At 43.2% G+C, this 15,335-nt stretch carries 16 protein-coding genes and 1 pseudogene; 14 read left to right on the top strand and 3 right to left on the bottom strand.

What is annotated here, in order from left to right; genetic code table 11:
• The first annotated feature begins 149 nt into the window (after positions 1-149).
• Complete coding sequence (gene dhaL / locus JEU20_RS03255) at positions 150-785, top strand: dihydroxyacetone kinase subunit DhaL (protein ID WP_198243644.1); 636 nt, start codon at positions 150-152, stop codon at positions 783-785.
• 60 nt (positions 786-845) lie between these two features.
• Here dhaL and dhaK read toward each other — a convergent pair whose 3' ends face one another.
• The gene (dhaK, locus tag JEU20_RS03250) at positions 846-1,835 is read right to left on the bottom strand and encodes a dihydroxyacetone kinase subunit DhaK (protein ID WP_198243643.1); all 990 of its coding nucleotides are present in this window, start codon (positions 1,833-1,835) and stop codon (positions 846-848) included.
• A gap of 16 nt (positions 1,836-1,851) precedes the next feature.
• A complete protein-coding gene (locus tag JEU20_RS03245; protein WP_198243642.1) occupies positions 1,852-2,676 on the bottom strand; it encodes an HAD-IIA family hydrolase in 825 nt (274 codons plus the stop codon).
• A 348-nt stretch (positions 2,677-3,024) separates the two neighbouring features.
• Here JEU20_RS03245 and hxlA (JEU20_RS03240) point away from each other — a divergent pair.
• The 8 genes and pseudogenes from hxlA (JEU20_RS03240) to JEU20_RS03210 all read left to right on the top strand — a co-directional run bounded on the left by hxlA (JEU20_RS03240) (position 3,025) and on the right by JEU20_RS03210 (position 9,577).
• Positions 3,025-3,671: pseudogene (hxlA, locus tag JEU20_RS03240) on the top strand (3-hexulose-6-phosphate synthase).
• Positions 3,672-4,024: 353 nt separating this feature from the next.
• Positions 4,025-4,225, top strand: a complete 201-nt coding sequence (locus JEU20_RS03235; RefSeq protein WP_198243641.1) for a hypothetical protein — start codon at positions 4,025-4,027, stop codon at positions 4,223-4,225.
• A 141-nt stretch (positions 4,226-4,366) separates the two neighbouring features.
• Complete coding sequence (locus JEU20_RS03230) at positions 4,367-4,591, top strand: hypothetical protein (protein ID WP_198243640.1); 225 nt, start codon at positions 4,367-4,369, stop codon at positions 4,589-4,591.
• Between the two features lie 109 nt (positions 4,592-4,700).
• Positions 4,701-5,069 carry a hypothetical protein gene (locus JEU20_RS03225; protein ID WP_198243639.1) on the top strand — a complete coding sequence of 123 codons (369 nt, stop codon included), beginning with the start codon at positions 4,701-4,703 and terminating at the stop codon, positions 5,067-5,069.
• 394 nt (positions 5,070-5,463) lie between these two features.
• Positions 5,464-6,111 (top strand): 3-hexulose-6-phosphate synthase, encoded by a 648-nt coding sequence (gene hxlA / locus JEU20_RS14975; protein ID WP_245395085.1) that lies wholly within the window; start codon positions 5,464-5,466, stop codon positions 6,109-6,111.
• Positions 6,112-6,114: 3 nt separating this feature from the next.
• A complete protein-coding gene (hxlB, locus tag JEU20_RS14970; protein WP_245395084.1) occupies positions 6,115-6,660 on the top strand; it encodes a 6-phospho-3-hexuloisomerase in 546 nt (181 codons plus the stop codon).
• A gap of 117 nt (positions 6,661-6,777) precedes the next feature.
• Entirely contained in the window at positions 6,778-8,763 is a 1,986-nt protein-coding gene (gene tkt, locus JEU20_RS03215) for a transketolase (RefSeq protein WP_198243638.1), read from the top strand.
• Between the two features lie 100 nt (positions 8,764-8,863).
• Positions 8,864-9,577 (top strand): hypothetical protein, encoded by a 714-nt coding sequence (locus tag JEU20_RS03210; RefSeq protein ID WP_198243637.1) that lies wholly within the window; start codon positions 8,864-8,866, stop codon positions 9,575-9,577.
• Between the two features lie 2 nt (positions 9,578-9,579).
• Here the strand turns inward: JEU20_RS03210 and JEU20_RS14750 are convergent, their stop codons facing one another.
• Positions 9,580-9,741, bottom strand: coding sequence for a hypothetical protein (locus JEU20_RS14750; RefSeq protein ID WP_214657281.1), 162 nt, complete (start codon positions 9,739-9,741; stop codon positions 9,580-9,582).
• A 132-nt stretch (positions 9,742-9,873) separates the two neighbouring features.
• On the opposite strand from JEU20_RS14750, the gene JEU20_RS03205 reads away from it, so the two are divergent.
• The 5 genes from JEU20_RS03205 to JEU20_RS03185 all read left to right on the top strand — a co-directional run bounded on the left by JEU20_RS03205 (position 9,874) and on the right by JEU20_RS03185 (position 15,334).
• Positions 9,874-10,860, top strand: a complete 987-nt coding sequence (locus tag JEU20_RS03205) for a transaldolase (RefSeq protein ID WP_198243636.1) — start codon at positions 9,874-9,876, stop codon at positions 10,858-10,860.
• Between the two features lie 97 nt (positions 10,861-10,957).
• A complete protein-coding gene (gene fbaA / locus JEU20_RS03200; RefSeq protein WP_198243635.1) occupies positions 10,958-12,037 on the top strand; it encodes a class II fructose-bisphosphate aldolase in 1,080 nt (359 codons plus the stop codon).
• 97 nt (positions 12,038-12,134) lie between these two features.
• Positions 12,135-13,145, top strand: a complete 1,011-nt coding sequence (locus JEU20_RS03195; RefSeq protein ID WP_198243634.1) for a class 1 fructose-bisphosphatase — start codon at positions 12,135-12,137, stop codon at positions 13,143-13,145.
• Between the two features lie 3 nt (positions 13,146-13,148).
• On the top strand, positions 13,149-13,757 hold the full coding sequence (locus JEU20_RS03190; RefSeq protein WP_198243633.1) for a nitroreductase family protein: 609 nt from the start codon (positions 13,149-13,151) through the stop codon (positions 13,755-13,757).
• Between the two features lie 23 nt (positions 13,758-13,780).
• Entirely contained in the window at positions 13,781-15,334 is a 1,554-nt protein-coding gene (locus tag JEU20_RS03185; protein ID WP_198243632.1) for a cytochrome D1 domain-containing protein, read from the top strand.
• The last annotated feature ends 1 nt before the right edge of the window (position 15,335 follow it).

Here is a 15,335-nt window from a genome sequence, read left to right as displayed (position 1 = left end):
TAGAGTATTCTCAGTTCAGCTTTGCCAGGTAAACCCAGCACCTCGTCCTGAAGGACAAGGCTTTCTTAAAAAAGATATTGCACCTTTTCATCCAGAGCCTTGTAGCGTGTAGTATGCTGGGTAAACTATTTTTTCAGGAGTCAGCAATAATGAGTATAGAAACCTCTCTTTTGCCCGAAATGATTGCGGCAATGGAACAGATTATCAATGATAATGCCGAGCAGGTAACGGCGTTGGATCAGGAAATCGGTGATGGCGATCATGTCTATAATTTGCAGCGGGGGTTTGAGGCGCTGCGCAAGAAACAGGATGAATTAGTCGGTCTTGATTGGCCATCGGCTTGGCAGAAAATAGGCATGATCGTCATGTCCACTATTGGTGGTGCATCAGGCTCTTTATATGGCAGTTTTCTAGTGACGATGGCGAAAACAGCCAAGGGTAAAGATGTTGATGCGGCTGTGTTTGCCGAGGCTTTTATGGCCGGGGTCGAGTCGATCAAGAAGCGGGGCAGAGCGGATGTTGGGGAAAAAACCATGCTCGATGTGTTAGTGCCGGTAGCACAAACGTTACAGAAAGGCGTCGCTCAGCAGCAGGACTTAAAAACAGTGTTGGCCGAAATTAATGCGGTTGCTGAACAAGGCGTAGAGGCAACACGCGATATGATTGCGACGAAAGGGCGTGCATCATTTTTAGGTGAGCGTAGCAAAGGCCATATCGACGCCGGCGCTCAGACGGCGCAATTGATGATAAAGGCTGTCAGCGAAGTGATTGAAAAACATTTGTAATGTGTGACCAATGATGTGGCAAGCGCCGCGCTATGGACGCTTGCCATTTTTTGGGTGGGATTAGATTTTCCAGCGTAATGCGGCTGTGTTGACGGGGGCATCCCATAATGACAGCATTTCATCATCCAGCAGGGTGACGGTTATCGAACAGCCTGCCATATCTAGTGATGTGGTGAAGGTACCAACCAGGGAACGGTATATTTCGATGCCTTGTTGTTCATAATGTTGTGCTGCCAGGTCATACATTAAATGCAATTCCAGCAGCGGCGTTGCGCCAAAACCATTTACATGCAATAAAATGCGCTGGCCTTTTTCGGGAACTAGATCTTCGTCAATCGCTTGAGTCAGATGCTTCACGATTTCCGAGGCAGGAGCCAGTTTAAGTGTTTCGCGACCGCGTTCGCCGTGGATGCCGACGCCCATTTCCATTTCATCGTCGGCCAGGTCAAAGGTAGGTTTTCCCAATGCTGGGACGGTGCAACTGCTCAAAGCGACGCCCATCGATGCAGTAGCTTTGACTACTTTATCGCCTAATGCTTTACATGCGGCCAGGTCATAGCCTTGTTCGGCGGCTGCGCCGACAATTTTTTCGACGATTAAGGTGCCGGCAACGCCGCGTCGGCCTGTGCTGTGGTCTTTAGGTAGTGAAACATCATCATCGACCAATACACTTTCATTCGAGACGTCGAGCATTTCGGCAGCAATTTCAAAATTCATCACATCGCCGGCGTAATTTTTAACGATAAATAATACCCCGCCTCCATTTTCGGTGGCTTCAGCTGCAGCCAGCATCTGATCCGGTGTAGGGGACGTGAAAATTTGCCCGGGACAGGCCGCATCAAGCATGCCTTGGCCGACAAATCCTGTATGTAACGGTTCGTGCCCGGAACCACCCCCCGAAATGATGACAACTTTGCCCGCTTTTGTATCGCTGTTGCGGCGGATAAACGTGGGTTCTGTATGAAGTTGAACAATGTCGGTATGGGCTTTGGCGAAGCCGACAATACTTTCATCGAGCAGGGTTTCGGTGTCGTTGATGAATTTCTTCATGCGGATTCTCCTCAGGTTACAGGTTTTTAATGGCCAGCGTTATTTCACGAATATCTTGCATGATGAGTGTGGGTGAATAGCTGACAGATTGTAAATCTTTTTCGCTGGAAATGCCGGATAAAACCAGAATGCTGCGAATTCCGGCATTGACGGCGCCTAGAATGTCGGTATCCAAGCGGTCGCCGATTGCCAGGGTTTGTTCCGGGCTGGTGCCCAATATTTTCATGGCTTGTTGGTACATGATGGGTTTTGGTTTGCCGATGATAGTGGGTTTTTGGCCGCTAGCAGACTCCAGAGCTTGCAAAATGGAGCCATTGCCAATGGTAATGCCTTTTTCAGTGGGCAGGGATGTGTCGCCATTCGTGCCATAAAAATACGCGCCAGCACGGATATTGAGTGTCGCTGTTGATAATTTTTGCCAGGTCAATGTTCTATCGAGCCCGGAAACGACAATATCAGGCCCGGTGTTATTGACTTCAGAGCGAATATCGTCCACGCCAGTCAGGATAAATCCTTGCTCAACTAAAGGCTCTAGCAGGCCGCTTTCACCGATAGCGTAAACAGGTGTCAATTCGGGGGGGTGATGTTCGGCCAGATAACAGGCAGTAGCGATGCCAGAGGTCAGAATCTCTTGTTCTGTGACTGGGATGTTGAAGGATGCCAGTTTTGCAATATATTGAGCCGCTGTGAGGCTGGCATTGTTGGTAGCCAGAACAAAAGGCATGGCTTGTTGGCGTAAGGTATTAAAAAAGTCATTAAGACCTGGGAGAGGGTGTGAGCCATGCCATAGCACCCCGTCCATATCAATAATTAGACCTTTAATATCAGAAAAAGGAGTCATAGGGTTTTCGGTGATTAGAAAATATGATAGTTTTATATTAATTTTTGGGTGTTTGTTGAATGGTACCATCACTCATTGCTGAAAAGTATGAGAAAATAGACCGGCTTGAGATGATGAATTCAAAAGTATGCCTTAAAATTAACAACATGGGTTTTTTTCTTCAGTTCAAGATGTTTGCGAAAAACTCCATATTTAACAAGTCTTTGGGCTGTACAATGCAGGCTAAGACGACAGATCTGGCAAAAAGATCAGGCTTGTAAATTGACATTGCGCTACGAACTGTTTTAGAGTTTGCAGCTAGTTAAGCATGATGTCTAAACAATAACTGTAACAAACGGAGCATATAATATGGCAACACCATTAATTCAAATGGCTTTAGATTCACTGGATTTTGATGCAACGGTCGCCTTGGCTGAACAGGTTGCACCTTATGTCGATATATTCGAAATTGGTACGCCTTGCATTAAATACAATGGTATTAAGCTGGTTGAAGAATTAAGAGCACGTTTTCCAGAGCATCTGTTATTAGTTGACTTAAAACGATGGATGCGGGTGAATACGAAGCAACACCTTTCTATGCAGCAGGCGCTGATATTTGTACGGTACTGGGCGTTTCTGGTATGGCGACTATTAGTGGTGTTATCAAAGCGGCGAAAGCACATAATGCAGAAGTTCAGATTGACTTGATCAATGTGCCTGATATTGCAGAATGTGCAAGAGAAGGCGCGGCGGCAGGCGCACAGATTGTCGGTGTTCATACTGGATTAGATGCACAGGCGGCTGGCCAAACCCCATTTGGTGATTTACAAACTATTGCCAGTTTAGGTCTGGATGTTCGTATTTCAGTTGCGGGCGGTATCAAACAAGCCACAGTTCAACAAGTTGTTGAAGCAGGCGCTGATATCATCGTTGTTGGTGCGGCTATTTATGGTGCACCGTCTCCAGCTGAGTCTGCGCGTGAAATTCGTGAATTGGTTGATGCAGCGGCAGTATAATTGTTGCATATTCGCATTGATATAAATGGCTTGAGTCTGTGTGGCACAGACTATAGGTTAGTGGGACGAAAAGGGCGAAATTTATTTCGCCCTTTTTTCTGAGGTAGATTTTTTCAAAGAATAATTTTGACAGGCGTTATATCCAGGCTGTCCGGAATTCAAGGGGATAAGCGAGCGCATGAAGTGCGCAACTTCTGTCATAATTGTTCTAACATAACCGGGTCGATAAGGTTGGCTGAAATTGATACAACGGATGGGCAATGTATTGATTTAGTGGTGTTCGAGAATGTGGAAAAGACAAAGGAGTTACAGGTGAAAAAAAAAATAGTTTTATAAAAGGCTTGATTGGGGTGTTGCCAAAATTATCTTTTGATGACAATGCAGTAGGCAGTCAAGAATCTGAAGCAGTAGAAGAGGTATCGTGTAGAACGGGTGTGGAAAAGTACCTTGAAAGCAAATCTGCGGTAACCCGAGTCGAAAAATATTTAAAAAGCATCCCCATAACCCTGCAACGGGGTGGCAAAATATGTGGCAAAGCGTATTTTATCGGATAAGCCCACTACAACGCGTGTTTCTAAATACATTATGAAGCAGAGTGTTTTAAAAAAGGAAAAGCCAGGGGTTAGCCGGGTTGAGCAATACGTTGTTAAGCAAAGTTTGAAACCAAAAATATTCCGACAGGCGTTGCATTGTATTTGCGTAAAAAGGATAAAGAGGCTAAAGCGAGAATACCTGAAACACGAGTAGGCTATTTTTTATGGCAAAAGGAAATAGCCTTAAAAAAACAGGCTGCAGAAGCTTTGGTAGAAAAATACAGGCTTGCTGAGGCTGAAGTGGCAAAGCAGCCTAAAAAGTTGAAGATGTTCCACAGGATGAGCCAGTGTTTGATCCATCGGCAACCGGCGTTGCTAAATATTTAGCGCGGGCCGAGTCTGAGAAAAAACATGTTGCGACAGGTGTTACTAAATATATAGCGAAAAAAGAACGCTGTCGAGCACTGAGGGTAGAACAGGGGTTGATAAATATCTGTTGAAGAAAGCAAGTTTGCCTAAACCACTACTGACTCGAGTAGAAAAATATGTTGTTATGCGGTCGTTATCAAAACCGGCTGAAGAGCACAATACCGGAGTTGATAAGTATCTGGTCCGGAAAGAAACGCTGGGAAAACAGCGCTCAAAAATAAGTAGTGTTTCGAAGTATCTGTTAAAGCTGTCTATCTTGAAAAGCCAGGCCAGAAAAGATAAAAGTGTTTCGCAGGTGCATGAAGTGACCTCTGAAAATGCAGATGTTGAAAATGATAATGTGAATGGAAGCACTAAAGTTGAACAATATCTGGCCAAAAAGCTGAAAATGCACCTCAAGAGTCAAACAAGGCTTCTAGGGTTGAGGCGTATTTAGCGAAAAAGGCTGCGGAAGATGCTGTTAAAAATACGATAACCTTACGGGTGTGGAAAAATATTTAAATAAAAAGAAGGCTGCTTAAGTTTTACATCTGTTAAAAAGGTGATGTTTGTAGTATGGAGAGAACGGCAAAATGATAAAACTGTTGGTGTTTTGCAACAGGGAATGAGGTTGTTGAAACACATAATAACTAGAAGATAAGATTATGAGAATGGGGTGTGTCTAAAAACGACATTAAAATGCGACAAAAAGCAAAAAGATGTTCAAAATTAGCCATTTCATCAACTAAAACATTAGTTTGATAAAATTGACATTTTGACCTTTTCTGTTTTAAAGTTCCCCATCGAAATAAGTCTGAAACAAAAATTTATAACTTAACGGAGCATATAATATGGCAACACCATTAATTCAAATGGCTTTAGATTCACTGGATTTTGATGCAACGGTCGCCTTGGCTGAACAAGTTGCACCTTATGTCGATATATTCGAAATTGGTACGCCTTGCATTAAATACAATGGTATTAAGCTGGTTGAAGAATTAAGAGCACGTTTTCCAGAGCATCTGTTATTAGTTGACTTAAAAACGATGGATGCGGGTGAATACGAAGCAACACCTTTCTATGCAGCAGGCGCTGATATTTGTACGGTACTGGGCGTTTCTGGTATGGCGACTATTAGTGGTGTTATCAAAGCGGCGAAAGCACATAATGCAGAAGTTCAGATTGACTTGATCAATGTGCCTGATATTGCAGAATGTGCAAGAGAAGGCGCGGCGGCAGGCGCACAGATTGTCGGTGTTCATACTGGATTAGATGCACAGGCGGCTGGCCAAACCCCATTTGGTGATTTACAAACTATTGCCAGTTTAGGTCTGGATGTTCGTATTTCAGTTGCGGGCGGTATCAAACAAGCCACAGTTCAACAAGTTGTTGAAGCAGGCGCTGATATCATCGTTGTTGGTGCGGCTATTTATGGTGCACCTTCTCCAGCTGAGTCTGCGCGTGAAATTCGTGAATTGGTTGATGCTGCAGGAGTGTAAGCGATGTGGCAAAAAGAGAATCAAAAATTAGTTATTAATAAAATTTCTGAAATTCTGGATGCAACTGATGAGTCTTATCATGACAAGTTAGTGAAGATGTTCGATGAAGCCAACCGGATTTTTATTTCTGGCGCTGGGCGTTCAAAATTAGTCGGGAATTTTCTGGGTATGCGTTTGATGCATAGCGGATACACTGTCTATATGGTTGGTGAAATTGTTACGCCAAGTATTCAAGCCGGTGATCTGTTAATTGTGATTTCAGGTTCAGGTGAGACAGAGCAACTGATATCATTTGCCAAGAAAGCTAAGTCAGTGGGCGCTAAAGTCGTTTTGATTTGCTCAAGAAAAGAATCAACAATAGGCGATTTAGCCGATGCTGTTTTCCAGATTGGGAAAGAGGAGCTTTACGAAAAAGTCAAAGGCATGCCAATGGGAACAGTTTTTGAACTCTCAACACTGTGTTTTCTTGAGGCTATCGTAGCGCATATGATCTGGGAAAAAGGTATCCCGGAAGAAAAAATGAGAGAAAGACACGCTAATATGGAATGATTAGTATGGCTGTCGGTGCATTGAACATGCATCGGCGGCCGCCTGCGCTTGATTTATCAAATTTATAAAAACAAACAGCATTGCTGTTTGCAAAAAAATATATAGGAGTAGAACCGTATGGCTTCGCGTCGTAAATTAGCAAATGCAATCCGTGCTTTAACCATGGATGCAGTTCAAAAAGCAAAATCAGGCCACCCTGGCGCACCTATGGGAATGGCGGATATTGCTGAAGTTTTATGGAATGATCACTTAAAACATAATCCGAAAGATCCAAAATGGGCAGATCGTGATCGGTTTATTTTGTCAAACGGTCATGGCTCGATGTTACTTTATTCATTGTTGCATTTGACGGGCTACGACCTGCCAATGGATCAGTTGAAATCATTCCGTCAGTTGCACTCGCAATGTGCCGGTCATCCTGAATATGGCTATGCGCCTGGTATTGAAACGACTACAGGTCCTTTAGGTCAAGGGATTGCAAATGGCGTTGGTTTCGCGATGGCTGAAAAGTTGATGGCACATCAATTCAACAAACCAGGGCATGAAATCGTCGATCATTACACCTATGTATTCATGGGCGATGGATGTTTAATGGAAGGTATTTCACATGAAGCCTGTTCTTTGGCCGGAACCTGGGGATTGGGAAAACTGATTGCATTTTGGGATGATAACAATATTTCTATTGATGGACATATCGATGCTTGGTATACAGATGATACTGTCAAACGCTTCGAAGCCTATAACTGGCATGTTGTGTCTGTCGATGGACATGACCCTGAAGCAATCAACGCGGCTATCGAAGAATCCAAAAAAGTAACCGATAAGCCATCACTGATTTGTTGTAAAACGATTATTGGGTTTGGATCACCTAACAAATCAGGTAGCCATGACTGTCATGGTGCGGCTTTAGGTGAAGAAGAAGTTGCGCTGACGCGCAAAGAGTTAGGCTGGGAGTACGAGCCTTTTGAAATCCCTGAAGATGTTTATGAAGGTTGGGATGCAACGGTTAAAGGCGCTAAGGTTGAAGGTGAGTGGAATGAAAAATTCGCTGCCTATGAAAAAGAGTATCCTGAGTTAGCGGCAGAATTCAAACGTCGTATGGCAGGTGATCTTCCGAATGATTGGGAACAGGCTGCGGCGAACTTGATTGCCGATATGAATGCTAAGAAAGAGAGCTTGGCGACACGTCAAGCATCACAAAAATGCATTGCCGCATTAGCACCGACATTGCCTGAGTTCATCGGTGGCTCGGCTGACTTGACAGGCTCTAATTTGACAAGTTGTGATAGCTTCACACATGTTGATGGGAAAAAACCAGGTAACTACATCTCTTATGGTGTGCGTGAGTTTGGTATGTTCGCCATTATGAATGGAATGGCTTTACATGGTGGTTTACTGCCTTATGGCGGTACATTCCATATGTTCTCCGATTATGCGAAAAGTGCATTACGGATGGCGGCATTGATGAAAATCCGCACAATTGCTGTATTGACACATGATTCCATTGGTCAGGGTGAAGATGGTCCAACGCATCAACCTATTGAAAACACAGCAGCAATGCGTTTGATTCCAAATATGGATGTCTGGCGTCCTGCAGATACGACTGAAACAGCTGTTTCCTGGGTTATGGCGGTTGAGCGTATGACTGGTCCTACTAGCTTGGTATTGACACGTCAGGGCGTTCCTTTTATTGAAAGAACCGATGAGCAAATTGCGGCTATTCGTAAAGGTGCTTATGTGATTTCTGAAGCGAATGGCACACCAGATGTGATTATTATTGCCACTGGCTCTGAGGTCAATTTGGCTATTAAAGCAAAAGAGGCGTTAGCTTCCGATGGTGTTAATGCACGTGTTGTTTCTATGCCATCAACGAGTGTTTTTGATCGTCAGGATCAAGCTTATAAAGATAGTATTTTAATTCCAGGTGTTAAGCGTGTTGCGGTTGAAGCCGGTGTGACTGATTACTGGTATAAGTATGTTGGTTTAGATGGTGGTGTCGTAGGTATTGATACCTTTGGTGAATCTGCACCAGGTGCGGTTGTTATGGAACATTTTGGCTTTACCGTTGAGAATGTGGTAAAACATGTGAAAGATGTTTTATAAATGACAGCAAATACAAAAACGTATTAACGCATTCCATTAGCGGCGAGACTATTAATACCTGAAGTGTTAGTAGTCTCTCGTTAACAACATATAGGTGAATATGGTGAAAAACTTATTTCTTACAAAAGGCACATTAGCAGCTATGTTGTTAGTGAGTCCTTTAATGGCTCAGGCAACATCAGATGAATATCCCGCAGCGGATTTTCAACCTAAGGTTTTATATAGTGATTCGGATTATAAACATTCTGAGTCAACAGCATCATCATTTTCTTCAGGTCAAACAGAACCTGACCCGAATTATCCAGCAGCGGCTTTTAAGCCTAAAGTGGTTTATCAAGATCCAGGATATAAACATAAAGCCGATAAAATAGAATCCGTTTCTACACGATCGACTTCTTCTTCATCTTCTGTAGAGTCTTCATCAGATTCGACAAGTACAGTAGCGACAAAAGAAGAAAGCTCAGATCAAACGATGCTGATTGCTGTTGTGGCATTGGCTGTTGCAGGTTTCTTTTTTTATCGAAAAAAAGCAGGTGCGCCATCAACGCCTTCATCAGCACCTCGTGCGCGAGCTTCAAGACCAGCGCCTAGAGCGAGCACTGAAGCCGCAGAAGGTGTAACTCGTGTTGAAAGATATTTAGCTAAAAAGCAACCTAAAGAAACCCGTGTTTCTAAATATTTAGCGAAAAAACAACAATCTTTGCCGACAACAGGTGTTGCAAAATATCTGGCAAAGCAGGTTGTTCGTACACGTAAGTTGGCTGAAGAAAATGCAACGGGTGTTGAGAAATACCTGCGCAAAAAGAAAGGCTAAGCTTAGGCAGTTACAAATAAAAATAATATCCCCCCAGAGAGCAGCTTATCCTGGGGGATGTTATATTCAACAAGATTTCCTTTACTTGCCAATGAAAGGGCAAGCGCAGATTTCGGATTTAACCCGCTCTTAGACTCGGCTTTCTTTTTTGTAAAATCAATCAAATGTTATCATTTAAGGATAGCTTATTCCATCTCAAAAAGCTTACAGAGTGGGGTCTTAAAGTATAGATTTCAGTTGCCGTTCCATGCGGTAACGACATGAATTTTTAACAATAATAGATAGGTATTTATATTATGGCAAAGAACTTACTTGAACAACTGAGTGAAATGACTGTAGTTGTTGCAGATACAGGTGATATTGAAGCAATAGAAACATTTAAGCCACGTGATGCAACGACAAATCCGTCTTTGATTACGGCTGCCGCGCAAATGCCACAATATCAAGGTATTGTTGATGATACATTGAAATCGGCGAGAGAAGAATTAGGTGCGAGCGCATCCGCTGAAGAAGTAGCTTCATTAGCCTTTGAAAAATTGGCTGTTTCTTTTGGCTTAAAAATCCTTGAAATTATTCCGGGTCGTGTTTCAACAGAAGTTGATGCGAGATTGTCATATGATACCGAAGGCACGATTCAAAAAGGTCGTGATATCATCGCCCAGTATGAAAAAGCAGGCATTTCAAAGGATAGAATTCTGATTAAAATTGCGGCAACCTGGGAAGGCATTAAAGCTGCCGAAGTCTTGGAAAAAGAAGGCATCCATTGTAACTTGACATTGTTGTTCGGTTTGCATCAAGCTGTTGCCTGTGCTGAAGGTGGTATTACCCTGATTTCTCCGTTTGTAGGTCGTATCTTAGACTGGTATAAGAAAGAAACCGGCCGTGATTCATATCCACCTGCAGAAGACCCAGGTGTTGTTTCAGTGACTACGATTTACAACTACTACAAAAAATTCGGTTACAAAACTGAGGTTATGGGGGCTAGCTTCCGTAATATCGGCGAAATTACAGAATTAGCCGGCTGTGATCTATTGACAATTGCACCAGCATTATTAGCTGAGTTGAAATCAACTGAAGGCGTATTGGAAAGAAAACTAGATCCAGCTAAAGCAGCTACTATGGATATTGAAAAGCTGTCAATCGATAAAGCCACTTTCGATAAAATGCATGAAGAAAACCGTATGGCATCTGACAAATTATCAGAAGGTATTGAAGGGTTTTCAAAAGCATTAGAAACGCTGGAAAAATTATTGGCTGACCGATTAGCTGAAATAGAAGCTTAAAACCACAAAAATCACTTTCTTTGTTAAGAGATGATCCCTATGCCACATCGTATCCTGATGATACGGTGTGGCTATTTCTATCAGGATATTTCAAAAAATGACACAAAAATTATCTGAAATTGTTAAACCCGGTGTAGTTACGGGTGATGATGTACAAAAGATTTTCGAATACTGTAAGCAAAATAAGAGTGCATTACCTGCGGTCAATATCATCAGCTCAGATACTATCAATGCGGTATTAGAAGCGGCAGCCCAGGCAAATTCACCTGTTTTTATTCAGTGTTCAAACGGGGGTGCCGCTTTTTATGCCGGTAAAGGATTGCCTGCTGAAGGTCAGCGTAATTCAGTATTAGGTGCTATTTCTGCTGCATTACATGTTCATAATCTGGCTGAACATTATGGTGTGCCGGTTATTTTACATACTGATCACTGTGCAAAAAAATTGCTGCCATGGATTGATGGTCTGCTCGATGCGGGTGAAAAGCACTTTGCGCAGACAGGCCGTCCATTATTCAGTTCTCATATGATTGATCTTTCAGAAGAAAGTTTGGAAGAAAATATCGAAATCTGCGCAAAATATCTGGAGCGCATGTCGAAAATGGACATGACGTTGGAGATTGAATTAGGTTGTACCGGTGGTGAAGAAGATGGCGTTGATAACAGCGATATGGATCAATCCATGTTATATACGCAGCCTGAGGAAGTCGCTTACGCCTATGAAGAGTTAAGCAAAGTGAGTCATCGTTTTACCATTGCCGCATCTTTTGGGAATGTTCATGGCGTTTACAAACCAGGTAATGTTAAATTGACACCGACTATTTTACGAGACTCACAAAAATTCGTCTCTGAAAAATATGGTGTGCCAGAAAATACCTTGAATTTTGTATTCCATGGTGGTTCAGGTTCTTCACCGGAAGAAATTGCCGAATCGATCAGTTACGGCGTTATCAAAATGAATATTGATACGGATACGCAATGGGCTGCTTGGGAAGGTGTTATGAATTATTATAAGGAGCATGAAGCCTATCTTCAGGGACAGATTGGTAATCCGACAGGTGATGATGCGCCGAATAAGAAATACTATGATCCACGTGTTTGGCAACGTGCCGGCCAGGTTAACATGGTAAAACGGATCGTAAAAGCATTTGAAGACTTGAATGCCTTGAATTTACTGTAACGGTAACAGATTTACGATTTAAATAAAAAGGCTGGTTCAGCGAAAGTTGAGCCGGCCTTTTTTGAGTGCGCTATATCAACAACTCGGGATTTATACTATGTCAGGAAAAATGACATTGACGCAATTTATTTTAGAGCAACAACGCGCTTTGCGAGGTGTTTCTGGGGATTTCAGCTTATTATTAAATGATATTGTTTTAGCTTGTAAAAAAATATCGTATCGCGTCAATCAGGGCGATTTAATCGGTATTTTGGGTAATGCAGAAACGGAAAATGTACAAGGCGAAGTACAAAAAAAACTGGATATCATTAGTAATGAAATCATGATTGATGCCTTAAGCTGGAATGGACATCTGGCAGGTATGGCTTCAGAAGAAAATGAAGATTGGGTGAGGCTACCCGAAGACGCACCTCGTGGAAAGTATCTGGCTTTATTTGATCCATTAGACGGTTCATCTAATATTGATTTGAATTTAACGGTTGGGACTATATTCTCAATCTTGCGCTATGAAGGTAAAAAAGAGCCTTCGCTAAATGATTTTTTGCAAAAGGGTAGTCAGCAGGTGTGCGCTGGTTTTGTGCTCTATGGCCCATCGACCATTATGGTATTGACAACCGGACAAGGGGTTAATGGCTTTACTCTGGATCAGGCTGTAGGGGAATTTTATTTGACCCATCCGGATATGAAAATTACTGAAGAGTGTAGCGAATTTGCTATTAACATGTCGAATCAGCGATTTTGGGAGCCGGCGGTCAAGAAATATGTGGATGAATGTGTTTTAGGCGAGGACGGTCCTAGAAATAAGAATTTTAATATGCGTTGGATTGCCTCGCTGGTGGCTGAGGTTTATCGGATTTTGACCCGTGGGGGAGTCTTTATGTATCCTTATGATGTGAAAAATCCAAACCAGGCCGGGCGCCTCAGGTTGATGTATGAGGCTAACCCCATGGCGTTTATTGTCGAACAGGCGGGTGGTGCGTGTCATACGGGGCGACAACGAATCCTGGATATTCAGCCGGAAGGCATTCATCAACGAGTGCCCTTGATATTAGGCTCAAAAAAAGAAGTGGCGCGTATCGTTTCATATCATCATCAGCAGCAGGAATAATTTATGGATACATTACAGGCAATTGAAAACAGGCGTTCGGTAAAAATTTATGACCCAACGTTCCAGATCAGTGACGAAGAAACGCGAAAGTTATTATCGTTAGCGATGCTGTCACCGACAGCCTTTAATATTCAACACTGGCGTTTTGTTGTGGTCAAAGACAACGTTTTGCGAGAAAAAATTCGTGCAGCAGCTTGGGATCAGCCACAAGTTACCGATGCCTCATTATTGATTGTGTTGTGCGCCGATATTAAGGCGTGGGAAAAGCAGCCTGAACGCTATTGGCGGAATGCGCCTAAAGAAGCGCAGGATTATATTTTGCCGGCTATTCAACAATATTACCAAGGTAAAACCCAGGTTCAGCGCGATGAAGCAATGCGGTCATGTGGTATTGCTGCACAAACGATTATGTTAGCGGCTAAAGCGATGGGGTATGATTCCTGTCCAATGGATGGTTTTGATTTTGATGATGTTGCGGAAATGATCAATCTGCCGGATGATCATTTAATTTCGATGTTTGTTGTCGTGGGTAAAGCGCTAAAACCGGCTAACCCACGCCCGGGGCAGCTGGATTATTCTGAGGTCGTTATCGAAGATAATTTCGGCTTTTAGTGTGTTTATGGGGGAGAGAAGGTATGAATAAGAATAAAAAAACTCATTTTTTAACGACAATATTATCCATAGCCCTGATAGGTCATGTAGAGGCGGCATCAGATAATATGCACCAGCTTTATCAGGATAATTGTGCCAGTTGTCATGGTTCAGATCATGGTGGCTATTTAGCACCGGCGTTGGATAAGGAGACATTAAAAGGGCGCAGCCCAACCGCATTGCGAACGCTAATCATGACTGGCAGTTTCGAAACCTTGATGCCACCTTTCTATGGCAAGCTCAGCGATGATCAGATTCGGGCGATGGTTAAGCATTTACAGAGTACGCCAAAATTGCCTAATCCGGCCTGGACCATCGACGACATGAAGGCATCGTTGCAAGTTTATGTTAAAGATGAATCAACCTTGCCCGAACAACCGCAATATGCCATTGACGATATGGATGACTTGATCGGAGTTGCTGCGCGTGGAAAATATGGTCGCGGAAGTGGGTCGAAGGCAGTTTTTATCAACAGTAAAACTCATCAGGTCGTCGGTGAAATTCCAACCGGAACAGCCGCGCATATTATAGATTTTAACCCGGCAAATCCGCGTTGGGCTTACGTTAAAACAGATACCGCTGAAATTTTTAAGGTTGATCTTTACTCGATGAAGGCGGTTCGTAGTATCAAGACGGGGTTTAATGGGCCGGGGATGGGCGTTTCGAGGGATGGGAAATACATCATGGCTGGCTCATTCGTACCCCATAACGCGGTCATTCTTGATGCGGATACTCTTGAGCCATTAAAAACATTTGAATTGGAAGGCATAGACCCGGATGGTAATTTTGTATCTTCCGATTCAGGTATGATTATCGGCACACCGTATGCTGATATTTTTGCCATTGCTTTGGAAAATGCAGGGCAGGTCTGGATTGTTGATTTGAAAGACGGCTTTCCAGTGACTAAAATCAAAAATGTCGGTCGGCATTTGCATGATGCCTTCTTGACGCATAAAGGTCGTAAGCTGATGGTGGCATCTTATGACGACAGTATTGTTGCAGCGATTGATCTTGCCGAACGTAAACTCATCAAAAAATTGCCGGCTGGCTGTGTGCCACATGTTGGCGGTGGCGCCGCAGTAAAGGTTGATGGGCGTGTTTTAGGATTTGGCACTAATTTTGGAACCTGCGATAAAACTGTGGTCAGCGTTTGGGATCTGGATACGATGGAAGTTATCAAGCAAATTCCTGTTTCGGGTGGAACCGAATCGCCTGCTGCACATGCCAATGCTCCGTATGTTGCGGTGGATATTATCAGTAAGGACAGGCGCGCTCGGACAATTCAATTGATTGACAAAAAAACCTTAGAGGTCGTCAAAACATTGGATGTTGGCGGGCATGCTTATTTTCCAGAATATAGCGCCGATGGTAAATTTCTCTATGTCAGTGCCGGTTATTCAGGTGATGAAGTCGTTGTCTATGATGCATTCTCATTGAAAAAAGTAACCAGCATTCCTATGGAAAGTCCAGCGGGTATTTTTTCGCATGGCAGGGTGAAATATATGACGCGAGGCTTGTCTCCGGATGAGATGGAGTGAT

Origin of the sequence: methane-oxidizing endosymbiont of Gigantopelta aegis (assembly GCF_016097405.1) — a bacterium.
Classification (GTDB): domain Bacteria; phylum Pseudomonadota; class Gammaproteobacteria; order Methylococcales; family Methylomonadaceae; genus Methylomarinum.
Note: the sequence above shows the minus strand (reverse complement) of the source record. Positions and strands in the feature narration are given on the sequence as shown.